The following is a 23270-nucleotide window of genomic DNA, read 5'->3' as shown; positions in this document are numbered from 1 at the left end:
GACTGACCATCTCCTGTACATGATTTATTGATATAAATGACTAATGGATAACAACCTTTCTGTTGCCTCCATCAATTGATCGTCATCTAAGGCTAATGAGATTCTCACATAATTGCGACCGTGTTCACCAAATGGTATTCCAGGAGCTACGAGTATAGATAATTCCTTTAGTAAATATTTTTCGAAACTTTCACCATCAAAGTCAGGTGGCGTTTTTAACCAAAGGAATATCCCACCCGTCATTGGTTCATAAGGCAAATTTTCCTCATCTAGTTTTGCAGTAAATTGATCTCTTCGACGTTTAAATGTTGTATTTTGTTGCTGTAAAAAGTCATCATAATTATTTAAAGCGTACGTAGCTGCATCTTGCAAAGCGCCAAACATACCTGCATGAGTGTGTGATTGGAATTTCTTTAAAGCTTGAATCATTTCTTTATTTCCAACTGCGAAACCTACTCTAAAACCTGACATGTTAAAACCTTTTGATAATGAATAAATTTCAATCGCTAAATCTTTAGCACCCTCAGATTGTAAAATACTAGGATTGTCATGTTCAAAACCAAATGCACTGTAAGCAAAGTCATGCACAATCCTTGTTTTGTTCCCTTTAAATTGTGCTATCGTATCATCAAACACTTTTTGTGACGCAGCTGATCCAGTTGGATTATTTGGATAAGTTAAGTAAACAAGACGTGTATTTTCTAAAGTTTCTTTGTTAATTTGGTCCCATTTTGGTAAATAACGAGGCGGTTCTAACACTAAAGATTGTGGTTTAGCATCAGCAAGTAGCACACCAGCAAGATAATCTGCATAACCAGGGTCAGGTAATAGAATGGTCTCGCCCGGATTTACAATACATTGAGGTAAATTCACAAGTCCATTTTTAGTTCCATACAAGATACAAACCTCATCTTCTTTATCTAAAGAAACTTGATAATGTCTTTCATAAAAATCAACAATCGCTTGTTTAAACTGATCTTTACCATGGAAAGCGACATATTTTTGATTTTCAGGTTTATATAATGCGTTCGAAAATTCATCTAATATACCTTTAGGCGTATCGCCATCAGGGATGCCTACAGCCATATTTATAAGTGGTAAAGGGCCATGTTCTACTTTACGGCCCATTGTTTTACCAAAATAGCTATCCGGTATTTGAGCTAGTCGATTTGATAGTTCCATATAATACCTTCCTTCATTAAAAATACGAGAGTCTGAGACAATAATATTTGTCTTAGACTCTATGTCTACTAGTGAGACTACAAAATCTTTATTAAAAAATCGATCTCTGTCCCACTCCCATCTTTCTCAACAAAATATTTCAATTACTTTTATTTTATCAGAATATTCAAATAAATAAAGCGAATAGAAAAAGAGCGACTCCGAAGAGTCGCTCTTTAATTAGGTTAACTAAATATTACTTACTTAGTTAAGGTCGGCTTACCAACCTACCCATGCACCTGAACCTTGTTGTTTGTAAACTTGAGCAGCTGTGTTAATTTGTTCTTGAACTGACATACCTGAATGTTCACCGTGACCTAATAATTGGAATAAACCGTATGCACCTGATGAAGCGTTAACTGCATGTGGGTTTCCGCCACTTTCACGTTGGATAACACCTTTCCATTGTGATGCAGATACACCAGTACGTTCTGCCATTTGTTGAGCAATTGCATCAATGCTTGAAGTATCATTTGATGATGCTGATGATTGAGTGCTTTTTTGTGCTTTTTGAACGTTGTTGTTTGAAGAAGCTTTTGGAGCTTGAACTGCTTCAACTTGAACGTTGTTTGATTGTTTTTGAGCACTAACTTGGTTAGATGATTTTTCATTTGAATGGTGAGATACTTGAGCACTTACATCTTTATGTGAAGTGTTTGAAGCTGTGCTGTGTGAAGCAGCGCTTTGTGAACCTACTTGTTTGTAGCTCCATGACCATTTTTCACCATTTGATTTAAATGAATATTCGAAACCATTTAATACGAAATCGTAGTTGTACGCACCAGCGTGTAATGGTTTTTCATTTAATTCTTTAGCATTGCTTTGTGCTAATTCAGCTAAATGTGCTTTATCGATATTTGATTCAGAAGCGTGTGCTTCATTGTTATCTGCTTGAGTTGCATATCCTGTTACACCTAATGCTACTGCTAATGACGATGCTAAAATTGACTTTTTCATAATAAAAAAATCCTCCATTTAAGTTTTGTTTTACTTTTTTAATTTAATATCGTTTGTGCAAGTTAATTTTTAAAATTGTTGTTCGTTTTTTTTGACCATAAGTAATATATCATAAATTTCACAGATTTGTATTACACCTATATAACAAAAATTTACAAAAACAGACCTTTTCTGTAATATTGACACCTATTAGTTTTGTATTGTAATGATTAAATGATTGATTTAACTATACAAAAATAGTTATAAACACCTTTACAACAACCTTTTAGAGCGAACACACTTCTATGTCTTTATTTTCAGAAATATTACAACGTAATCCAATGTAACAATAACGTAATATAATTAGGGGGTTCTTTTTTGATATTTTTTAAGTATTTTTTCTAAAAAAATCACTTTACAAGTTACAGAAAGTGCTTGATTATGGTGTGTTTGATGAATTTTCAGTGTGTTTAACTTCAATTAACATTTGTTAATGAAGTTAATATGCAATTAAAACTATACATATAAACATATATTTCAAATCATAAGTAATATACATTTACTACTTCTTTAATTTATATAAGCTTTTTTCTCCATCTGGAAGTTTATCTATAAAACTGTGTGGATTTTCTGCATAATCATTTCCTAACCCGTCTTTCATACGTTGAAAGTGCAAGTGTGGCCCGGAAGTCTTTTTACCAGTATTACCTGATAGAGCAATCACTTCTCCCGCTTCAACACGTTGTCCTTCCTTTACTTTAATTTCATTTAAATGCATATACCATTGATAATATCGTCCATTATCTTCAGAAATTTGTACGACCTTCCCTCCATATTCATCGTTGAACGTGCGTGTTACTTCTCCATCGGACGCTGCTTTAACTGGTGTTTTTTTAGGAATATCGTAATCAATACCGTAATGCTTACCTTTGAAGTCATTATATTTGTATTCTCCAAATGTCTCAGTTTCTCTACTTTGATCAAAAACATGAGACAATTTTCCACTATTATCTTCATTCATACTTTGATTGAATTCTTCTACATAACTGCTTACGTTATATTGAATTGGATCTTTGTACATCCATAACATGATAAGAACTGAAATGATGACAATATATATTACCGATAATGTGATTATTTTTCTCATAATATGGTTCATCCTTTAAAACTACTATTGTTTTTCTCTCACGATTGTCCTATTTTAAATATTTTATCTTTAACTATTCCACAAAAAAGCAGTTATTTCTATTTAAACGCATTAAATAGAAATAACTGCTCTTACTAAATATTCCGAGTTTCTTCATTATATTGTATTTTAACTTTCATCCTCAGCAGTATGCTTTTTATATTGTCTGTACATCAGTGCGAGTAACAAGAACCATAACGGCGCACATATTACTCCGATACGCGTTTCAGGATTGACTAATAACACACCAAAGATAAATATAAAGAATGCGATAATACACAATGCCATCAATTTACCGCCTGGTAGTTTATATTTGCTTTTCTTGTGTAAGTCAGGCTGTGATTTAGCATAACGATAATATGCAAAAATAATCAATGTCCAAATTACAATATTTAATACCGTAGAAATTGTACTAATATAAACGAATACGGTCGTTGCATTTGGAATGAAATAATTTAATAGTACTGCAATTAATAAACATGATGATGTAGCTATAATTGCTGTAAGCGGAACACCTTTCTTGTTAGTAACTTGAAATTTCGGTGGCGCTTGCTTTCTGTCAGCTAGTCCAAATAATGTTCTACTATTCGCGAAGATACCACTATTACAAGCTGACGCTGCAGCTGTTAACACTACAAAATTGATTAATCCTGCTGCAAATGGAATACCAATTAATGAAAATAATTTTACGAATGGACTGCCATCTGGATCTAACTTATTCCAAGGAACGATTGAGATGATAACAGCAATCGCACCTACATAAAATATTAAGATTCTAAATGGCACATTATTAATTGCTTTTGGAATTGTTTTATGTGGATTTTGCGTTTCTCCAGCAGTAATCCCAATCATTTCAATTCCAACAAATGAGAATATGGCCATTTGGAATGACATAAAGAAGCCTGATGCACCGTTAGGGAACATGCCACCATGACTATAAATATTAGTCAAACTTGCATGTCCGTAAGATGTCTTATAAGCCATAACAATCATTACAATCCCAACTGCAATGAGTGCTAATATCGTACCAACCTTGATTAATGCAAACCAGAACTCTAATTCCCCGAATAACTTTGTGCTAAGTAAGTTGAAAGACATTAATAGAAGTACACAGGCTAGTGCTGTTAACCAGTTCGGTATTTGAGGAAACCAAAATGAAACGTATTTTGCAACTGCTGTTACCTCAGCCATACCAGACACAATCCACGTTAACCAATAAGTCCAACCTGTAATAAATCCAGCTAACGACCCAACATACTTATGTGTAATATCTGCAAATGAGTTAAAATCCGTGTTGGATAATAACATTTCCCCCATAGCTCTCATAAACATGAATAATACAAAACCAACTATAATATATGTAAGTAAAATAGACGGCCCTGCTAAATGAATCGACTGTCCTGCTCCTAAAAATAATCCAGTACCAATGGCACCACCAATGGCAATTAACTGTATGTGTCGATTACTTAACTCTCTCTTTAATTGTTTCGACATCGTTTCTACCCCTTAATTTTTATTTAAAGCCCTTTCATAACTTACATCTTTCCCCGAATCGTTTAATATTAACCTTAAATTTTCTTCTGTAACCTCCTCTGAATTCGTAAACTATGCATCATAACTACATTTAGCACGATTTTTATTTTTTTGAAACTGTTTTATTTTATCGACAAAATAATTCATCATAAAGCTATAAAAATATAAAAATCCCCTTTAATAAATTGTTTGTATTGCAAAATACAATAAAGTATAAGGCAATTGAACAATCTACCAAAGGGGGAAATCTTTATAGAATAGTGAACTGACTTAGTATTTATTGTTGTTAATAAACTGTAGTACATCTCCAGTCATAGCCACAGCGTTATTTGTTTGTCCATCAACGCCACCATGATGAAGACCGATTAATTGGTTATTACTATTAAATACAGGAGAACCTGAATTTCCTCCAAACGTACTTGCACCATATGTTAATTCTGTGCCTTGATTTTCAATAATCTTACCTTTACTTTCCCACATCGTAGCCATTGGTTTATCACCTGGATAACCAGTAACAGTCATAGCATCGCCCTTGCTAGCAGTTGAAGCATCTTGAATTGAAGCTGGTTGTACCACGTCACCTAAAGATTGACCTTTAGAATTTTTATTAAAGTGTACAAGCACTAAATCTGAATCACCTGGATAAGCTTGCACGTCTTTCTCAGTGAATTTTCCATATGGGTATGTAGCACTATCTTTAGCTGCAGGTGCGAAAGTCAAATTATCTGAAAGATTCGCTGCGTGTTTATTTGTTAACACTGTATTGTCATCTATTACGACACCTGAAGCAATGTTTTGTCCTGCGTTAATAAAACCAATTGATTGATAATGTCCTGATGTTGTATTCGTAATTTGATGACGATCTTCGTTCGGTAAAATAACTTCATTGATAACTTGTGGTGTTTGCTCAGTATCATTTGTCTTTTGTTGTGTTTGTGTCGATTGTTGTTGCGTATCTTGTGAATTTGTTTCTGCATGTGCTGAAGCGTTATTTGCGGCTAACGGCAATAATAAAGTTAACGAGCATGTAAGACCCGCAAGCGTTTTTTTCATAATGTTTCTAAACCTCCACTAAAATTGTTTTATGATTTAAATTTATAGAAAAACCTAAAATTAATCAAATATAAATTGTAAACTGATCTATCCACGAGGGAAATCAGTTATAATTTGTTGCATCGAACGACGTACACTACTATCATACATCGCACCAAATTTAACTAAATGCACCATCAATAAATATAATCTGTAAAATTCTAAACGTTTTTGTGCACCATCTCCCAATGGAAAGTGTTTATCATATGTCTCGTAGAATGATTCTGTAAAGCCTCCGAACACAGTTGTAATACCTAGATCAAACTCTCTATCACCATAAAATGGGGCTGGATCGAATAACGCTGGAGAGCCATCATTTAGGAACATATAATTCCCTCCCCATAAATCACCATGTAAGAGTGAGGGTTTACTACGTTTATTACTTAATTCTTCAACAATTCGTGAGCGTACTTGTTCGTACGTTTCTACATCAACATCTGCCCACAAGCCTTTTCTAACCAATTCATCGCGCAAATGGTCTAATCGACGTTCAACAAATAATGTTACCCATGATTCAGTCCACGTATTATCAAATGAAATATCGCCACCTTCATGTGGTAAATCAAATCCGAACTTATTATCAGGTTGTTGCACGCTATGTAGCTTCGCGACAAGTTCCCCTAATGCTTCTTGGCTCCCGGTCGTACCTTCTTCTAAGAAAGTTAATAATAAATAGGCATCTTCGTTGATCTCTCCACTTTTTATGACACGAGGTGCAGTGATATTTGCTTTCTCAAACAGTTCCAAACCTGCTATTTCAACATCGTAGAAAGATGATTTTCTCTGACGTTGTACGAGTAGAAAGTATGTTTCATCTGATGTGTTAACTTTAAATGCTTCATTGACATCACCACCAGCTACTGGCCTAATCGATTTAATATTATTTAATGGAAGTTGTTCTTCCCATAATTGTGCCATTAACATTCCTCCATCATTGGATATCTAACATATTGTTATATTTCCTTATTTTCGAAAATTAATCTTCACATACATATTTAATCACTAATTTCCGCTAGGCATAATCTATAGAAAATGCTAGTCTAATAGAGGTAAATAAAACAAATTGAGTCTGAGACAAAAATAAGTTTTTCAGACACTTTATCAAGTTGGCAGTAGATGTCTGAATTGAAAATGCGCTTATAACAAGCTTTTTTTAATCCTAGTCATCCTTGCCGGGGTGGGACTACGAAATCTTTATTAGAAAATTCGATTTCTGTCCCACTCCCAATCATGATTCACAAAAAATTTCAACGACGGAGTTGACTGTTATGTATAAAATCATCAAACCTTTTTTATTTAAATATGAACCTGAACAAGCACATGGTAAAACTTTAGATGCTTTAAAATTTGTCCAACATTATTCACAACTCTTACCATTAATTAAAAAAATGTACCACTATGACCATCCGAGTTTACAACAAAATTTAAATAACATTGAGTTTCGTAACCCTATTGGATTGGCAGCGGGATTCGATAAATCATGTGAAGTGCCTAAAGCTTTGGAAAACGCTGGTTTCGGCGCAATAGAATTAGGCGGTATCACACCAAAACCTCAACATGGGAACCCTAAACCAAGAATGTTCCGTCTCGTAGAAGACCAAGCGCTTATCAACCGTATGGGCTTTAACAACTTAGGAATGAATAAAGTGTTAAGTAATTTACGTAAATACCACTATGACATCCCAGTCGGATTAAATGTCGGCGTAAATAAAGTTACACCTTACGAAGAGCGTTATCAAGATTACATTAAAGTAATGGAGACGTTTAAACACGATGTAACCTTCTTTACTGTTAATATTAGTTCACCTAATACAGAAAATCTTCAAAAGTTCCATGATAAAAGTGAATTCTCACAACTATGTGAAGCCATTCAGAACTTCAGACAAAGAACAGAACTTTCTGTTCCAATCTTTATTAAGTTAACTTCAGACTTAAAACTTGAAGATCTAGGACGTATGCTCGACCATATCGTCGAAACATTTGATGGTATCATATTGGCCAATACAACTCAGCAACGAGACGGTTTAAGCTCTGATCATCGCCAAGAATCTGGTGGGCTTAGTGGTAAACCTCTATTTGAACGTAATTTAAAAATGATAAATTACGCGTACAAATATACAAAAGGCCAATTCTTAATCATTGGTACTGGTGGTATTTTCACTAGTGAAGACGTAATAAAAATGTTAAGAAACGGTGCATCACTTGTGCAAATATATAGTTCTCTCGTTTATGAAGGACCTGGTTTAACTAAAAAATTAAATAAATCACTTGCACAATATTTAGAGTCAAACGGATACCAAAATGTTAGCGAAATTATCGGTCTAGATGTTGAGTAATAACTTGAATCAATTTTCTCTCACAGTTAACAACGTTGCGTTATAATAGAACTAAAGGAGGTCATCGTATGTATGAAAATATATTACTAGCCTATGATTTCGATAATAAGTTCAATAACGTCCCTGCAGAGCTTGAACGTCTCACTTCAGCCTCTGACGACTCACAAATTACTATATTTAATGTTATAAGTGAGAGTGAATTAGAAACATCTGTACGCTATAAAAATGTACATTTCGAAGAGCTTGTTGAAGAGAAAAAAGAACAGCTCAAACCTTTTATTGACGAATTAAAATCTCGTGATTTAAATGTCTCAGTTAAATTCAAATCAGGTTATATTAAGCAATCTATTTTAGAAGAAATTAACGAAAACAATTACGATGTCATTGTGATGAGTAATAAACGCGCACGTCCCAATATAAAAAATGTACTGGGTAATGTAACACATAAAATTGCAAATAGTGCTAACATCCCAGTACTTATCATTAAATAACACTCAGTGAATAACTCAATTTGTCTTACGGCAAATTGAGTTTTATTTTGATTACATTGCAATCACATTAAATAAATGCTCATCAACATCACTAAATAAGCCGCCATAGAGACCTTCGTGTACAGTTCCTTTCTCTAATACTTTACCACCCGCACGTTCTACAAGTTCTAACAATTCATCTACTTGTTCGTTTGTTTTAACTGAAATTGAAACGAGTGCTTCATTTTTACCGATTTCATTTAAACGTGCTACTTTTTCAAATTGACTTTGTTCGATCAGCATTATCACTTTGTTATCTACCGTCTCAATGCCTCTCATTTTATCGATTACGCCTTCTTGTTTCTTAATTGTAAAACCAATTTCCTCAAAAAACTTTTCACTCGCCTCTAAATCTTTTACAGGTAAGTTAAGCCAAGCTGATTGTATTTCCATTTGATTCACCACTTTCAATTTAATTTAGTTATACTCAGTAAAACATATTTCTGTACACTAATCATATAAAAACTAAAGATATAGAGTTATTCATTTAGCTTATTTATAAAATTACAGAAGACACGTTACCGTTTTAAAGCAAAAAAATAAAAGAAATTTCAGAATTATCTAAAATCTATAGTGAAAATGTGTTATGATATGAATTATATTTTTACTCATGTTAGTGAATTGCAATTTTTATGGGAGAGGTTTAAAGTGACAAATTTTATGCAAAAGATATTTACCAAAGAAGATCCTTCCGTTTATAAAGGGAAAGACGCACACTTAGATCGTACTTTACACGTTAAGGATTTTATTTCTTTAGGTGTGGGTACAATTGTTTCAACATCTATCTTCACATTACCGGGGGTTGTTGCAGCTGATCATACAGGTCCTGCTGTAGCATTATCCTTCATTTTCGCAGCGATTGTTGCTGCACTCGTTTCGTTTGCATATGCTGAGATGTCATCATCCATGCCGTATGCTGGATCCGCATATTCTTGGATCAATGTATTATTTGGGGAAGTGTTTGGCTGGATTGCAGGTTGGGCATTATTAGCCGAGTATTTTATAGCTGTGGCATTTGTAGCATCTGGATTTTCCGCAAACTTACGAGGTTTGATATCGCCATTAGGTATCAAATTACCTAAGTCATTAGCAAATACTTTTGGGACAGATGGTGGTGTCATCGACATTACTGCCGCAATCGTTATTATTTTAACGGGATTATTATTAGCTAAAGGGACAACTTCTACAGCTCGTATCGAAAATATTCTCGTAGTACTTAAAGTATTAGCAGTTTTATTATTTATCGTTGTAGGTTTAACAGTGATTAATATAAATAACTACGTGCCATTTATACCTGAACACCGTATGACGAAAGCAGGATCATTTGGTGGATGGCAAGGTATATACGCTGGGGTTTCAATGATTTTCTTAGCGTATATCGGATTTGACTCAATTGCTGCAAACTCTGCAGAAGCTGTAAATCCGCAAAAAACAATGCCTAGAGGTATTTTAGGTTCACTAGCAATTGCAGTCATACTATTTGTTGCCGTGGCACTCGTGCTCGTTGGGATGTTTAAATACTCAGACTATGCTGGAAACGCAGAACCAGTAGGTTGGGCTTTACGACAAAGTGGCTTTGGCGTTGTTGCCGCAATTGTTCAAGCAATCTCAGTCATCGGTATGTTTACCGCACTTATAGGTATGATGATGGCAGGTTCTCGTCTGTTGTACTCATTCGGTCGTGATGGCTTATTACCTTCTTGGTTAGGTGGTTTAAATAAAAATAACTTACCTAACAGATCATTAGTCATATTAACAATCATTGCAGTAATCATCGGATCAATGTTCCCGTTCTCATTCTTAGCACAACTTATTTCAGCAGGAACACTTGTGGCGTTTATGTTTGTATCTATTGCAATGTTTGCTTTAAGACCAAGACAAGGGAAAGATTTACCCGTTCCACAATTTAAAATGCCACTCTATCCAGTGTTACCAATTATTTCGTTTATCTGTGTAGCGGTTGTATTTTGGGGATTAAGTGGAGAAGCAAAACTTTACACCCTTATTTGGTTCATATTTGGACTATTAATATATTTCATTTACGGTGTAAGACATTCAAAAAAACATAAAGCATAAGGTTATGTAAAAGAGTGAGATAGTAATCTCACTCTTTTTTGTATTACTAAAATCAGCTTTCTGATTTCTAGCTTATTGATATATACTTAATACAATTATTGATACAATGGCGGAGGTTCGCATTTTAAAACTAGGATCGTGATTGAATGTCTAACGAATTTATTTACAGAAATACAGTCCAACCTAATTGGATTGATCATAACAACCATATGCACGATGCACAGTATTACTCAGTTTTTAGTGATGCAGTCGTGGATTTCTTCCGATCTATAGATTTTTCAATTTCCTATAGACAAAACCAAGAAATTACAATTTTTAGTATAGAGGCTCATGTCTCTTTCCTAAATGAATTACTACTAAATGAAACATTTTATATTAAGTCTCATTTATATGATTACGATGAGAAACGAGTACATTTATTTTTAACGATGTATAATGAACACGATGAACGGGCTGCAACTTATGAAGTGATGATGATGGCTGTTAATAATCGTACACGCCGCAGTGCTACTTTCCCAGATGAAATATATGAAAAAATTATTAATTATTATAATCAACAACCGGATTTTGAAATTCCTAAACAATTAGGACATATTATAGGAATACCGAGAAACAAATAAACCACTTCAAAATGATCTTTGTCATACTTTGGCCCTATCATTAAGAAAATAACTTCCAAAATTTGATAAAAGTCATTAAAATATATGAAAAGATGTAATTTCTTTAAAATAACAGGAAGTGGTTATATGAAAAGAACGGAAAAAAATAAATATGATTATGTAGACGATAGAAAGATGGAACAACGCTATTACAATGAACGAGATCAAAGACGTGAACAACAATTAGAATATGAAAATGAAAAATCATCAAAATCCAAAAAATGGTTAACTGGTATTATCATACTACTCGTTGCTATCGTCGCAATTTGTCTCACAATTTTCTTCATGAATAAGAACGATACACAATCTAATAATCAACAACAAACTGCTAATGAACAACAAAGCTCTAATAATCAACAGACTGGCGATAAGCAACCTAACGCATCTCAAGATTATCAACAACAAGCGCAATCTAGTGATATCAACAATCAAATTTCAACAGCTAAAGAACAAATACAAGATAATCAAAATAGTGAAGATCTTATTAACAAAATTCAAGATAAAATCGATAATCTGAAAAGCAACGTTCAAAATGATACAGACCAACAACTCACACAAGATTTTCAACAACAAGCTGATAAATTAGAAAAAGCGAATATTGCACAACAAAACAACGAAGATCAATCTAAGGTGAACAATCTGTTAAATGATATTGATGACAAGTTATCTTCAATAAAAGATAAAATCAGCGAATACTTTGACAAGTAAAATAAAAATTGCACATAAATTAAAAAGGTCAGAAAGCCCAAATGTTCTAAACATTTAAGCTTTCTGACCTTTATTTATGATTCATATTGAAACTATTTTTCTAAAGCTTGTTTTAAATCTGCTACTAAGTCTTCAGTATCTTCAATACCAACGGATAAACGAATTAAGCCATCAGCAATACCTTCTTTTTCACGAACGTCTTTAGGGATTGAAGCATGTGTCATTAATGCAGGAACTGATACTAAACTTTCTACCGCGCCTAAGCTTTCCGCAAGTGTGAACAGTTTAGACTCCTTGATGACTTTCTTAGCTGTTTCAATATCAGCTACTTCAAATGCTACTACACCTGTGTGTCCACTTGCTTGTGATTGGTGAATGTCATGATTTAAATGTGATTCAACACTTGGATGGAATACTGCTTGTACTGCCTCATGACTTTGTAACATCTCAACAATCGCTAGTGTATTACGTTGAACTTGATCCATTCGTAAGCCAAGTGTTTTAATACCGCGGATTAATAAATAACTATCTTGTGGTCCAAGCACACCACCAGTTGAGTTTTGAATGAAACCGATGCGTTCTGCTAAATCAGCATTATTTGTTGCAACTAAACCAGCTACTACATCACTATGTCCGCCGATATATTTCGTTGCTGAATGTAATACGATATCGATATCAAAAGTTAATGGATTTTGGAAATATGGTGTCATAAACGTATTATCAACGACTGAAATCAAATTATGTTTTTTAGCAATTTCAGCTGTTTTTTTAATATCTGTGACACGTAATAATGGGTTTGATGGTGTTTCGATATAAAGCATCTTCGTTTCAGGTTTAATATATGATTCTACAGAATCAATTTGTGTCGTATCTATAAAGTCTACTTTTATACCATAGCGTGTAAATACTTTAGTTAAGGCTCTGTACGTACCACCATACACATCCGAATTAATTAATAAATGATCTCCTTCGTCTAGCAACATTATTACTGCACTAATTGCGGCCATTCCTGAACCAAAGGCAAAGCCATGTTGACCATGTTCTAAATCAGCAATTAATCCTTCTAATGCAGTACGTGTTGGATTACCTGAACGAGAATATTCGTAACCTTGGCGTAAATCACCTATAGCATCTTGTTCATACGTACTCGTTTGATAAATAGGTGTTGTTACTGCACCTGTATACGGATCCGTTGTCTTGCCACCATGAATTAATTGTGTTTTTTTATTCATCATACATTCTCCTTATAATTGAATATTTGTTTAGACATATAACGATCGCTTCCATCTGGGAAAATCGTTACGATTACACCTTTATTTAAATGTTTTTTAATTTCAAGTGCACCTTGTAATGCGGCACCTGACGAACTTCCTACTAACAGACCTTCTTTTTTAGCTATTTGCGCTACATTATTAAAGCCATCTGCATCACTGACTGTTATAATATCACTCACTAATAACTTAGGTAAAAATTGAGGCCATTGTTCAGAACCTATCCCTTCTATATCATGAGGATGTTGTGGTCCCCCATTTAAAATAGATCCTTCTGGTTCGACGATAACATTTTCAACATTTAAAGTAGACATATGACGAGCTACCCCTGTAAATGTGCCACCTGAACCTACACCAGCTACAAAATAATCAACCTCTGGCAACTCATCTGTTATCTCTTTAGCTAAAGTGTCTTCATAAGCTCGTGGGTTATGTTCCGACTCGAATTGGTTCATATATAATGCACCATTTGATTTAGCATAAGCTCTAGCTACTCTTTGCGCTTCTTTCATGCCCCCATCCTTAGGCGTACGTTTAACAACTGCACCTAGCGCTTTCATGATAGAAATTTTTTCCTCTGAAAATCCTTCAGGCGCAAATATTACTGTTTTCAAATCGAAATGATTCGCTGCAATGGCTAAACCTATACCTGTATTACCAGCTGAAGCTTCCACGATAGTATCTCCACTTTTTAAACCATGTTCCTCCACTGCCTGCTCGATTAAATATTTACCTAATCGATCTTTCACACTGCCACCAGGATTAAATTGCTCTAATTTAGCGTAAATTTGAACATTTTCATCGCTAAAAGACTTTAACAACACTAGTGGCGTATGACCTATTAAGTCAAAAGTTATCATCGTTAACCTCCAAATATTAATACCATTAAATCTTACCACACAGCTAAGGATTATAGACAAAAAACGTACGTATTGCAAATTTTTAAATTGAAAACCAGCTTAGTAGTCCCACTTTTAGACTACTTGGGAGACTTCGGTGACACAACCCTCAGACTCCTCTCGGTCGATCTTCCTATGTGACCACATTGTAAATTAAACATTACCCTTTGCTTTGTTTTCACAATATTGGGATAATAATTTTAATTATTAATTTGAGGAGGTCAGTATATGCAACGTCAACAAGATAAAATTACGATGAATGTCATACTGCTCGCCGGAAAGATTCTTTTAGCATCTGGTGCAGAAGTTTCCAGAATAGAAGATACGATGCGTCGTATTGCAATTTGTATGGGATATTATCAAAGTCAAGGTTATGTTATTAATGTGTTTATCAACTTTTCATTAAGCGAAGAGCATGATACACGAATACTGAGAATCAATAAAAATATTACAAATTTATCTAAAATATACCAAGTTAATTCTATTTCACGACAGTTAACGAGCAACAAGATTTCAATTGACGAAGCATATACATTGCTTAAACGTGTGGATCAATCGTCATTAAGCATTGCGCTATGGAAAAAGGTCATCGCTGCTGGGTTAATATCGATTAGCTTTTTATATCTACAAGGTGGTTCATTGAAAGAGTTAATTACGACTTTAATTGCTGGTGCTATTGGATTTTGCATTATTGAATTGTTGCAACGAAAATCATTAACGATGTTTATACCTGAATTTATCGGATCAATTGTGTTAGGTTCTATCGTTATTCTTGGTTCAGAATTCTTTCATGTGGGAGACCGCTTCGGACCTTCGATGATTGCTTCCGTTATGCCAATTGTTCCTGGAGTTTTAATTACAACGGCTATTCAAGATTTATTTAGTCGCCATATGATAATGTTCACTGCTAAATTTCTAGAAGCTTTAGTCATAGCATTTGCTATAGGTTCAGGAATTGCTATTGCCTACTCAATATTTTAAGGAGGATGACATATGACAATCTTATTTACATTTATATGTAGTTTTAGCGCTTCTTATTTCTTTAATGTCATTTATGATTCACCTAGAAGAATATTTATTCCAGCTGGATTTGCTGGCGCTTCGGGATATTTAGTTTACTTTATTCTTCACGAATATCTTAATATGGATAGCATTTATTGCAGTTTATTAGGAAGCCTAACATTAGGGCTACTCAGTCATATTATGAGTCGTGTCTTTAAGGCGCCAGTGGTATTATTTATGATTCCAGGCATTATTCCTCTTGTACCAGGAAGTATCGCATTTAGAGCTACACAACAACTCGTGACTTTAAATTTCGCAGAAGCATCAGATACATTTATTCGTGCAATACTGATTGCGGGATCTATCGCATTAGGACTATTAATTTCTGATCAACTGTCTAAATCATTGAACATTAGTCATCTTTGGAAGGTAAAAAGAAACAGACTATAAATATTGAAATTAATCTGCTGTAAATACAAATATAAAAAGTCGAGGTTGGCAAATAGAAAACCCAATCTCGACTTTAATTTTATTCATTAATATAATATAAACCTGTTAAAACGTTCGCTTCTAAATCACTGACTTTAACTTTCAGTGGTACATCTTTTATGAGATGGTGTGCTTTTGCATAGTCTATTATTTTCTCACTATAAGGTAATTTACTTTGCGTCACGCCACCACCTAACACAATATGGTACGTATTAAATATACTTATTAAATTTGTACACAGTTGTTGCGTCAGCGTTAATACCTCATCTATCATTTCAGTAATAGCTTGATTTTCTCGTTTCATATACATATCGATAGCTTCACGTGTTGAAACGTCTCTTTGTAATAAGTCACTTGCCTTTCTACTCATTGCAGTACCTGAGATTTCATTTTCAACACATCCATACTGCTGACACACAGGGCACAGATAATCGCTATTACCTTTAATAATTGTATGACCTACTTCACCAAAGTTTCCATCAACCCCGGAAACCAAACGACCATCTTTAACATATGCCATCCCTACACCTGTACTAATGGTAATATAGATAAAATTATCAGTTTCATCTTTAATATGCTGATACTCAGAAATGATTGCTGCATCCGTATCATTTACAAAGTTCGGTTGGAAATCACTATTCATTTCGATATACTGTCCAGCGTCGAATTGATTATAAGCTTGCAAATTCGGTGGATTTAAAAATATTCCCTTTCTATAATCACAAGGACCTGGCATCGCAATATTCAAAATAGATTTATCTAGTTGTTCATAATGCTGCGTAAATTGATGGGCTATTTCAATAATCTCACTAAATTGTTGTTGTGGGTCGGATGTGAAAGTTTGAAATCTTTTCTGATCTATAATTTCAGAATGTTCATTCACGACTCCAACAATTGTTTTTGTGCCGCCAATATCAACACAAAGTTTTAACATATTCTGTCACCTCTATTATAAATGGCCTATATGGCGCGTTGTTTTTTATTCGTGACTCACAACAAACGTCATGTCACCGTTAAATTCAATGTTTTCATCTTCTACAGTTAAGATAAAATGCGTCCCCTTTTCTACATCATAAGATTGTTGTTCGGTACGCACAGTGCCGTGACCATCTATAACAGAAACTAAACAATATTGATATGGTTTAGAATAATCTAAATGGCCATCTATTATCCAACGCTCAATAGTAAAAAATGAATTAGAGACAAACTGTGTATACGAATGACCTTGAATCGTTTCATATTTTGGTTTCGTATTTGGAGACGTTTCATCCAAATTAATTACATCTTTACTTTGTTCTAAATGTAATTCTCGTTGTTTACCATTTTTATCTGTACGTTCATAATCATATATCCGGTAAGTAGTATCAGAAGACTGTTGCGTCTCTAAAATTAATATCCCTGCGCCAATCGCATGAACAGTTCCCGCAGGCACATAGTAAAATTCACCAGGTTGGACTTTCACTTTATTAAATAGTTGATCAAATTGCTTGTGATCAATCATATGAATTAGTTCTTTTTGAGACTCAGCATTAACTCCGTAAATAATTTCAGCACCTTCTTTAGCGTCTAAAATATACCAACATTCTGTCTTACCGAACTCTCCTTCATGCTTCTGAGCATAATCATCGTTAGGATGGACCTGAACGGATAATTTATCATTAGCGTCTAATATTTTCGTCAATAAAGGGAAAGGTCTTTCTTCATTTTCACCAAATAAAGCTTGGTCATTTCGCCATACTTCGTCTAAAGTTTCCCCTTGGTACTTTCCATTTTTCACGATATTAGGTCCATTAGGGTGAGCTGAAATCGCCCAACATTCTCCAGTAGAATCATTAGGTATATCATAATTAAAAGACTTGAGTGCTGCGCCACCCCAAATACGTTCCTGAAATACTGGTTCTAAAAATAATGGCATATACGTAAACCTCCGTTAATTGTCTTCAACACTAATAATAAAGCAATTTAAACGACTTGTCATGACTCGATATTCTGTTCAAATAAATTACTATCTTTAATGAAAATTATGAAATATTACAAAGTCTATTACACAAATGTCACATAAAAAAGACGAGTAAAAATCGCCCGTCTTTCAACATGCATAATATCCCATTTTTAATGTCACAACCCCCTTCAACAACTGAAACGTTCGCCGTTTTAAACTTAATTACATTGTAATGTTCTTGAAAAAACAAAGGCATATTTTAGTGTTAAGATGTAATAAGTAATCAAAAGTGTGAGGTGTTATATTATGGAAAGTTTAAAACTACGTTCTATTGATATTCCGAATGATTTGTCTACTTTCGAATATCACAAGTTGTTAGCATATTTAGAGTTCAAATTCGACGTAAACCCTTCTAAAGTTGAATATAAATATGCTTGCGATAAAATCCGCGAAATTTTATCTTAAATTGTATTCCTTTTAGCATAAACGATTATACCCCTTGTTTGAAACGTCACATATCATAGCTTACGTGATTCTCCGAAACTTTTTCATTTACGCAACGGTTGGGACAATAGTTTGATTTGATAAGATATAAAAATTCTAATAAATTATATTTCCAATCCTCATTATTTAACTAAACAAGAAACGTATACCAATTCATGTAAAGAAATGAATTTAATTAACTTATCATTATTAATAGGAATTGCCCAACCGAAATTGATTTTGTCTATTTTGGGAAAAAGATAAGTGAATGAAATTAATATGAGAAATTATAGAAAATTAATCACTTAACTTATTAAAAAAACGTTAACTTGGGAAGTTAACGTTTTTTTATATAATATTTTTTCTTTTTAACACTCTACTAACATCATTTTCTTTTCGTAGGAATAAAAAATAAAGAGATAATTATTATAATTGCAACTAAATCATAACTTATGCTTACCATACGTGGTACACCGAATATGTTCAATAATATAGAACCGATAAGCAAAATAATTAAAATTACCCCTGATAAAACTGAATTGATTTTCATATAGCTTAACCTCCAATGGATTTAATTCAATTTTTAAACTCTCATATATGCCGTTACAATTACTATTATTGAATATTTTAAGAAAATAAAACAAGACTGATGCGTAGGCAAACCCACACATCAGTCCATTACTTTAACAAATTACTAAAATTAAACTCAATCTAATCTAAACATTAACAAAACATAATTGTAATAAAACGTTATCCCAATGAAATTTAATGGATACATATACATGTTATATTGAATGTGTAAAAGGTATTTAGCACTACAGTTGGTTTTTATCCTGCGTTATGCACTTTTTTAATTTCCTTAATAATTAAATTAGATAATGCTTTCGAACCTATAGGTTGTAGATGGATACCATCTTTCGCAAAGTATTCTTGATGGCCTTCTGAGGCTTTATACCATTCAACAACATGAACGTTTTTATGCTTTTTACCTGCTTCATGAATTAACTGATTGACATGTTGCTCATACTTTCTTGGCACGCGAGTCGTCGTTAAGTAGATGTTAGCGCCATTACATTTTTTAATAAGTGTATTAAGTTGACCTTCAGTAAAGTCACCGTTTGTACCTAATTCAAGAACGATGTCTTTGTTAGGCTTACAATAATTTTCGTATTTACTATTAATTAAGTTATTTGCGTCTGTCAATTGTCGGCCTACTTTACCATCAACTTTCGCATTCGGTACTTGTTTTTGGAAATACTTACCGATATCAACCATGACTGAGTCACCAATAAGCATAGGTTTAATTTGACCTTCAAATCCTTGTTTTTGCTTGTTAGATTGTTTGTCATCTTTTGATTTTGTGCTATTAAAAGAAGTTTGCTTATGTTCTTGGAATTTCTTACCTTTCGCATCAAATTGTCCACTAAACAACAATAGAGTAGGAACAACTAAGATGGCAGCAATGGCCATTCTGTAAAATTGTTTTCTCTTTGTAGGTGAAATAGCAAACGCTTTGATACCGTGTTTTCTAACAGGTTTTTCGATAAACCTATAAGAGAACTCTGTCATGAGACACATCAATATAAGATCCAATAAATATGCATAAAATGGAATCTGACCATCTACGAAGTGACTATGTACAAACGTAATAACTGGATAGTGCCATAGATATAAACTATATGATCGTTTACCTATATAAACAAACCATTTATTTCCCATAAGCTTAGCGAACCAACCTGATGGATGCGCCGCACTAGCGATTATAAATAACGTGAAAAATGAAATAATATAAAATCCACCATTGTATAACCATCCCGCTTTACTAGATGTAGTAAAGAACATGATGATTAAACCTATAAATCCTAAAGCACCGAGCACATCTATTAAAGATCTTCGGGAGTTAGGAATATTAGATTTCATGCTGAATGGGGACCAAACCATTGCTAATAAAGCACCGAGTAACAATGTTTGTAAACGGGTGTCCGTACCAAAATAAACCCGTGATTGCCCATTATTGAAATGAGATAAAATAATCATCAATAATAATGAAATTAACGAAACAATTAATAAGGTGAAGAAAGTTTCTCGCCTTTTTGCGAATTTCAATAATAATAATAAAATAATTGGGTAAACTAAATAGAACTGTTCTTCAATCGCAAGAGACCATAAATGTTTTAACGGTGCACTTTCGAATTGATTAAAGTAATCTACATTTTGAATGATGTACCACCAATTCGATACATAGAAAAACGCTGCAACAACATCCTGCTTAATGTCTAGTATTAATTTCGGTTCAAATAATACGACATAAGTTAGTACAACCCCAAGTAAGAATATAACTGCTGGTATTAACCGTTTGATTCTCCGCTTCCAAAAGGCTATTAAATCAATAGAACCTTCTCTTTCATATTCCGACAATAGTAAAGCTGTTATCAAATAACCTGAAATTACAAAAAATGTGTCTACCCCTAAAAAACCACCTGGCAACCACTGTGCATTTAAATGAAAGATGATAATTGCAATTACCGCAATTGCACGAAAGCCATCTAAACCAGGCAGATACCTATGACTATATAATCGTTTGACTCTGCTTAGTTGCATTTTTCGTCATTAATCCTACCCTCTATATTTCCACATAAATACACCATATCATTATCAAAAAGTAATTACTTAAAATAATCATTATTTTTACAAAATCTTTATATAAATTTGGAATTTATTATATTCAGTTAAAAATACCGAATAATATCAAATTCAACAAATACTGTTAAATCAATATTATTCGGTATTTTAAAAGATATAAATTACAACTTTACTCGGTTTTTAAATACGACTCAACTTAAAATTAAATTAATAATTCAAAAATGCCATTCAATAATTATTCATGTCACTTGTTTTTTACATTTCTTTAATTGTTCCTTGTGAAACACCGGCTCACTTATTGTGAAATTGAAATCATTCCTATAAATGAAACCAAATTATATACACTGTGTAAACATACTGAAGTTGCATAGCTACGGTTTGACTTCATATAGACAAAGACCAGTGCTGCACCAATTATTAAATACAATATAATTTCTAGCGGTGACTTGGCATTCGTTACGTGAAGATAAGCAAAGGCCACTATAGAAACAATCGACATAAAAACAAAATTGAACTTTTTACCTAACTCACCAATTAACAAATGTCTAAATAAAAACTCTTCAATTAATGGGGCTACAATGACTACTGATATAAACATGAAAACTTTTGACCAAAATCCTGTTAATAATTCACTTATCGATTGATCATTTTCAGACTCCTTAAACTGCCATTGTGGAGGAGCAAATTGATCTATCAATGAGCCGATAACAATCTTTAAAATTATGACAATGATAAGTGTCATCACAATCAGTTTCCAATTTTTCTTAATATTGTATAAACCTTGCTTTATTTGTCGGCGATATGTTTCTTTATGTAAAATAATCCAACCTAAAATTAATAGTATACAAACACTTATGTCAGTTAATAACGCTCTTATATGTCCACTTTCGCCTTTTTCATTAAACTTTAAACCGGTGATACTATTTACCACAATCATACTAATAAGCGATACAAATATAAGTCCAAATATATAGAATAATATCAAGGAGAAATCATTCCATTGAATATCCTTCCAACCATATTTTTTATTATTTCTAATTTTCATAAATCATCACCTCTTACAATTCATTTATAAGTACATTAATTTTGAAAAATAATTATTATTTCCTACTTTGTAGCTTTATAAGTATATAATTACTTTTTAATATACTTGTTCATTCCCCTTTATTTTCACCTTCTCACATATCATTTTTACACCATTGAATTTCTTTGTATATGCGTAGAGCATTAAAATAGTGGTATATAAACATTAAGTACAATTAATATACATAGAGGAGTTGGTGTCGATGCGTATTCTCGTCTTAGGTGCTGGAGGCATCGGTGGATACTTTGGTGGTCGTTTAGCTGAAAGTGGACAAGATGTCACTTTTCTTGTAAGACCAAAACGTAAAGCCACGCTAGAAAAACGTGGGTTGTCCATACAAAGTGAAAAAGGAGATTATCATTTCACTCCACAACTAATCACTAAAAAAGAACAAGTAGATCCATTTGATGTCGTTATTTTTTCTTCAAAATCATACCACTTGAAACATGCAATAGAAGATTTGAAACCTTTTGTACATGATCAAACAGTAATCATACCTGTATTGAACGGTATCGAACACATTGAAGAACTACAAGCTGAATTTGGTAATGAAAAAGTCATGGGTGGCTACTGTGTGATTGAAACTACACTCAATGCGAATGGTGAAGTTGTGCATTCGAGTGATTTTGATAAACTATTCTTTGGCGAATTAAATAATAAAGATAGTGAACGTGCACGACAAATAGAACAAGCCTTTTCTAATACGAAAGCTGAATTTATCCATAGTACTCAAATTAATAAAGGTATGTGGAATAAATATCTAATGATAACAGTACTTTCTAGTGTTACAACATTAATGCATGCACCCGTTGGACCGATTCGCGATAGTAATGGAGGAACTGACTTTGTCAGATCACTTTATGATGAAGTCGCTTCAATTATGCAACAACATGGAGCCCCACTTTCAGATAATATCGTTGAAAAGTATATGTCAGCATTTGATAAATTATCTTATCATTTCAAGACTTCAATGCAACGCGACATGGAAAAAGGACATAAAATAGAAACAGATCATTTACAAGGTTATTTACTAGAGTTAGCACAACAGTATAATATTGAAGCTCCACTATTATCATGCGTATATCAAAGTCACCAAGTTTATAAAGAAATGCGTGAATAAATATAAAAAATGGGTAGGACCGCTTATGTTTTAAACTTAAAACACGCGTTGTACATCACA

Annotated in this window: 22 protein-coding genes; 9 read left to right on the top strand and 13 right to left on the bottom strand. The window is 33.4% G+C overall.

Features of this window, described 5'->3' with window-relative positions; all coding sequences use genetic code 11:
• Window positions 1-24 precede the first annotated feature (24 nt).
• The 6 genes from NGI30_RS00765 to NGI30_RS00740 all read right to left on the bottom strand — a co-directional run bounded on the left by NGI30_RS00765 (window position 25) and on the right by NGI30_RS00740 (window position 6886).
• Window positions 25-1182: an aminotransferase class I/II-fold pyridoxal phosphate-dependent enzyme gene (locus NGI30_RS00765; RefSeq protein WP_251942435.1), complete on the bottom strand. Its 1158-nt coding sequence runs from the start codon at window positions 1180-1182 to the stop codon at window positions 25-27.
• Window positions 1183-1440: 258 nt separating this feature from the next.
• A complete protein-coding gene (locus tag NGI30_RS00760) occupies window positions 1441-2178 on the bottom strand; it encodes a transglycosylase family protein (protein ID WP_251942434.1) in 738 nt (245 codons plus the stop codon).
• A gap of 541 nt (window positions 2179-2719) precedes the next feature.
• Window positions 2720-3304 (bottom strand): M23 family metallopeptidase, encoded by a 585-nt coding sequence (locus NGI30_RS00755; RefSeq protein WP_251942433.1) that lies wholly within the window; start codon window positions 3302-3304, stop codon window positions 2720-2722.
• Window positions 3305-3472: 168 nt separating this feature from the next.
• Window positions 3473-4837, bottom strand: coding sequence for an amino acid permease (locus NGI30_RS00750; protein ID WP_251942432.1), 1365 nt, complete (start codon window positions 4835-4837; stop codon window positions 3473-3475).
• Window positions 4838-5146: 309 nt separating this feature from the next.
• The gene (locus tag NGI30_RS00745) at window positions 5147-5929 is read right to left on the bottom strand and encodes a trypsin-like serine peptidase (protein WP_251942431.1); all 783 of its coding nucleotides are present in this window, start codon (window positions 5927-5929) and stop codon (window positions 5147-5149) included.
• A gap of 87 nt (window positions 5930-6016) precedes the next feature.
• Window positions 6017-6886, bottom strand: coding sequence for a fructosamine kinase family protein (locus NGI30_RS00740; protein ID WP_251517267.1), 870 nt, complete (start codon window positions 6884-6886; stop codon window positions 6017-6019).
• 350 nt (window positions 6887-7236) lie between these two features.
• Between NGI30_RS00740 and NGI30_RS00735 the strand changes: the two genes are divergently transcribed.
• Entirely contained in the window at window positions 7237-8304 is a 1068-nt protein-coding gene (locus tag NGI30_RS00735; protein WP_251942430.1) for a quinone-dependent dihydroorotate dehydrogenase, read from the top strand.
• A 68-nt stretch (window positions 8305-8372) separates the two neighbouring features.
• A complete protein-coding gene (locus NGI30_RS00730; RefSeq protein WP_251517261.1) occupies window positions 8373-8795 on the top strand; it encodes a universal stress protein in 423 nt (140 codons plus the stop codon).
• A gap of 51 nt (window positions 8796-8846) precedes the next feature.
• Here the strand turns inward: NGI30_RS00730 and NGI30_RS00725 are convergent, their stop codons facing one another.
• Window positions 8847-9227: a VOC family protein gene (locus NGI30_RS00725; RefSeq protein ID WP_251942429.1), complete on the bottom strand. Its 381-nt coding sequence runs from the start codon at window positions 9225-9227 to the stop codon at window positions 8847-8849.
• 267 nt (window positions 9228-9494) lie between these two features.
• Between NGI30_RS00725 and NGI30_RS00720 the strand changes: the two genes are divergently transcribed.
• The 3 genes from NGI30_RS00720 (at window position 9495) to NGI30_RS00710 (ending at window position 12277) form a co-directional block, all read left to right on the top strand.
• Entirely contained in the window at window positions 9495-10910 is a 1416-nt protein-coding gene (locus tag NGI30_RS00720) for an APC family permease (protein ID WP_418129320.1), read from the top strand.
• Between the two features lie 146 nt (window positions 10911-11056).
• Complete coding sequence (locus tag NGI30_RS00715) at window positions 11057-11530, top strand: thioesterase family protein (RefSeq protein ID WP_251517253.1); 474 nt, start codon at window positions 11057-11059, stop codon at window positions 11528-11530.
• Between the two features lie 126 nt (window positions 11531-11656).
• Window positions 11657-12277, top strand: a complete 621-nt coding sequence (locus NGI30_RS00710) for a hypothetical protein (RefSeq protein WP_251942428.1) — start codon at window positions 11657-11659, stop codon at window positions 12275-12277.
• Between the two features lie 92 nt (window positions 12278-12369).
• Here the strand turns inward: NGI30_RS00710 and NGI30_RS00705 are convergent, their stop codons facing one another.
• On the bottom strand, window positions 12370-13509 hold the full coding sequence (locus tag NGI30_RS00705) for a bifunctional cystathionine gamma-lyase/homocysteine desulfhydrase (protein ID WP_251942427.1): 1140 nt from the start codon (window positions 13507-13509) through the stop codon (window positions 12370-12372).
• Window positions 13509-14408 carry a PLP-dependent cysteine synthase family protein gene (locus NGI30_RS00700; RefSeq protein ID WP_251942426.1) on the bottom strand — a complete coding sequence of 300 codons (900 nt, stop codon included), beginning with the start codon at window positions 14406-14408 and terminating at the stop codon, window positions 13509-13511. Before NGI30_RS00700 ends, NGI30_RS00705 begins: the two co-directional genes overlap by 1 nt.
• Window positions 14409-14675: 267 nt before the next feature.
• Between NGI30_RS00700 and NGI30_RS00695 the strand changes: the two genes are divergently transcribed.
• Window positions 14676-15428, top strand: a complete 753-nt coding sequence (locus tag NGI30_RS00695) for a threonine/serine exporter family protein (RefSeq protein WP_251517241.1) — start codon at window positions 14676-14678, stop codon at window positions 15426-15428.
• Between the two features lie 12 nt (window positions 15429-15440).
• On the top strand, window positions 15441-15899 hold the full coding sequence (locus tag NGI30_RS00690) for a threonine/serine exporter family protein (RefSeq protein ID WP_251517238.1): 459 nt from the start codon (window positions 15441-15443) through the stop codon (window positions 15897-15899).
• A gap of 79 nt (window positions 15900-15978) precedes the next feature.
• On the opposite strand, the gene NGI30_RS00685 is transcribed toward NGI30_RS00690, so the two are convergent.
• Together NGI30_RS00685 and manA are read right to left on the bottom strand one after the other, a co-directional pair.
• Window positions 15979-16872 carry an ROK family protein gene (locus NGI30_RS00685; RefSeq protein ID WP_251942425.1) on the bottom strand — a complete coding sequence of 298 codons (894 nt, stop codon included), beginning with the start codon at window positions 16870-16872 and terminating at the stop codon, window positions 15979-15981.
• 45 nt (window positions 16873-16917) lie between these two features.
• A complete protein-coding gene (gene manA / locus NGI30_RS00680) occupies window positions 16918-17853 on the bottom strand; it encodes a mannose-6-phosphate isomerase, class I (RefSeq protein WP_251517232.1) in 936 nt (311 codons plus the stop codon).
• 333 nt (window positions 17854-18186) lie between these two features.
• Here manA and NGI30_RS00675 point away from each other — a divergent pair, with 333 nt between their 5' ends.
• Window positions 18187-18345: a hypothetical protein gene (locus NGI30_RS00675; protein WP_251517229.1), complete on the top strand. Its 159-nt coding sequence runs from the start codon at window positions 18187-18189 to the stop codon at window positions 18343-18345.
• 846 nt (window positions 18346-19191) lie between these two features.
• On the opposite strand, the gene NGI30_RS00670 is transcribed toward NGI30_RS00675, so the two are convergent.
• Together NGI30_RS00670 and NGI30_RS00665 are read right to left on the bottom strand one after the other, a co-directional pair.
• A complete protein-coding gene (locus NGI30_RS00670) occupies window positions 19192-20964 on the bottom strand; it encodes an acyltransferase family protein (RefSeq protein WP_251942424.1) in 1773 nt (590 codons plus the stop codon).
• Window positions 20965-21301: 337 nt separating this feature from the next.
• A complete protein-coding gene (locus NGI30_RS00665; RefSeq protein ID WP_251942423.1) occupies window positions 21302-22051 on the bottom strand; it encodes a CPBP family intramembrane glutamic endopeptidase in 750 nt (249 codons plus the stop codon).
• A gap of 241 nt (window positions 22052-22292) precedes the next feature.
• On the opposite strand from NGI30_RS00665, the gene panE reads away from it, so the two are divergent.
• Window positions 22293-23210, top strand: a complete 918-nt coding sequence (panE, locus tag NGI30_RS00660) for a 2-dehydropantoate 2-reductase (RefSeq protein WP_251519046.1) — start codon at window positions 22293-22295, stop codon at window positions 23208-23210.
• Window positions 23211-23270: the final 60 nt, after the last annotated feature.

The organism is Staphylococcus sp. Marseille-Q5304 (assembly GCF_943737015.1).
GTDB lineage: Bacteria > Bacillota > Bacilli > Staphylococcales > Staphylococcaceae > Staphylococcus > Staphylococcus hsinchuensis.
The sequence above is the reverse complement of the archived record's forward strand: the minus strand, read 5'-3'. Positions and strand labels throughout refer to the sequence as shown.

Bases quoted from the DNA above. Each gene is read 5' to 3' on its own strand.
- NGI30_RS00710 (WP_251942428.1), top strand. From the start codon at position 11,657: ATGAAAAGAACGGAAAAAAATAAATATGATTATGTAGACGATAGAAAG.
- NGI30_RS00755 (WP_251942433.1), bottom strand. From the start codon at position 3,304: ATGAGAAAAATAATCACATTATCGGTAATATATATTGTCATCATTTCA.
- NGI30_RS00730 (WP_251517261.1), top strand. From the start codon at position 8,373: ATGTATGAAAATATATTACTAGCCTATGATTTCGATAATAAGTTCAAT.
- NGI30_RS00745 (WP_251942431.1), bottom strand. From the start codon at position 5,929: ATGAAAAAAACGCTTGCGGGTCTTACATGCTCGTTAACTTTATTATTG.
- NGI30_RS00675 (WP_251517229.1), top strand. From the start codon at position 18,187: ATGGAAAGTTTAAAACTACGTTCTATTGATATTCCGAATGATTTGTCT.
- NGI30_RS00750 (WP_251942432.1), bottom strand. From the start codon at position 4,837: ATGTCGAAACAATTAAAGAGAGAGTTAAGTAATCGACACATACAGTTA.
- NGI30_RS00735 (WP_251942430.1), top strand. From the start codon at position 7,237: ATGTATAAAATCATCAAACCTTTTTTATTTAAATATGAACCTGAACAA.
- NGI30_RS00705 (WP_251942427.1), bottom strand. From the start codon at position 13,509: ATGAATAAAAAAACACAATTAATTCATGGTGGCAAGACAACGGATCCG.
- NGI30_RS00695 (WP_251517241.1), top strand. From the start codon at position 14,676: ATGCAACGTCAACAAGATAAAATTACGATGAATGTCATACTGCTCGCC.
- NGI30_RS00685 (WP_251942425.1), bottom strand. From the start codon at position 16,872: ATGTTAAAACTTTGTGTTGATATTGGCGGCACAAAAACAATTGTTGGA.
- NGI30_RS00765 (WP_251942435.1), bottom strand. From the start codon at position 1,182: ATGGAACTATCAAATCGACTAGCTCAAATACCGGATAGCTATTTTGGT.
- NGI30_RS00665 (WP_251942423.1), bottom strand. From the start codon at position 22,051: ATGAAAATTAGAAATAATAAAAAATATGGTTGGAAGGATATTCAATGG.
- manA (WP_251517232.1), bottom strand. From the start codon at position 17,853: ATGCCATTATTTTTAGAACCAGTATTTCAGGAACGTATTTGGGGTGGC.
- panE (WP_251519046.1), top strand. From the start codon at position 22,293: ATGCGTATTCTCGTCTTAGGTGCTGGAGGCATCGGTGGATACTTTGGT.
- NGI30_RS00725 (WP_251942429.1), bottom strand. From the start codon at position 9,227: ATGGAAATACAATCAGCTTGGCTTAACTTACCTGTAAAAGATTTAGAG.
- NGI30_RS00740 (WP_251517267.1), bottom strand. From the start codon at position 6,886: ATGGCACAATTATGGGAAGAACAACTTCCATTAAATAATATTAAATCG.
- NGI30_RS00670 (WP_251942424.1), bottom strand. From the start codon at position 20,964: ATGCAACTAAGCAGAGTCAAACGATTATATAGTCATAGGTATCTGCCT.
- NGI30_RS00715 (WP_251517253.1), top strand. From the start codon at position 11,057: ATGTCTAACGAATTTATTTACAGAAATACAGTCCAACCTAATTGGATT.
- NGI30_RS00700 (WP_251942426.1), bottom strand. From the start codon at position 14,408: ATGATAACTTTTGACTTAATAGGTCATACGCCACTAGTGTTGTTAAAG.
- NGI30_RS00760 (WP_251942434.1), bottom strand. From the start codon at position 2,178: ATGAAAAAGTCAATTTTAGCATCGTCATTAGCAGTAGCATTAGGTGTA.
- NGI30_RS00720 (WP_418129320.1), top strand. From the start codon at position 9,495: ATGCAAAAGATATTTACCAAAGAAGATCCTTCCGTTTATAAAGGGAAA.
- NGI30_RS00690 (WP_251517238.1), top strand. From the start codon at position 15,441: ATGACAATCTTATTTACATTTATATGTAGTTTTAGCGCTTCTTATTTC.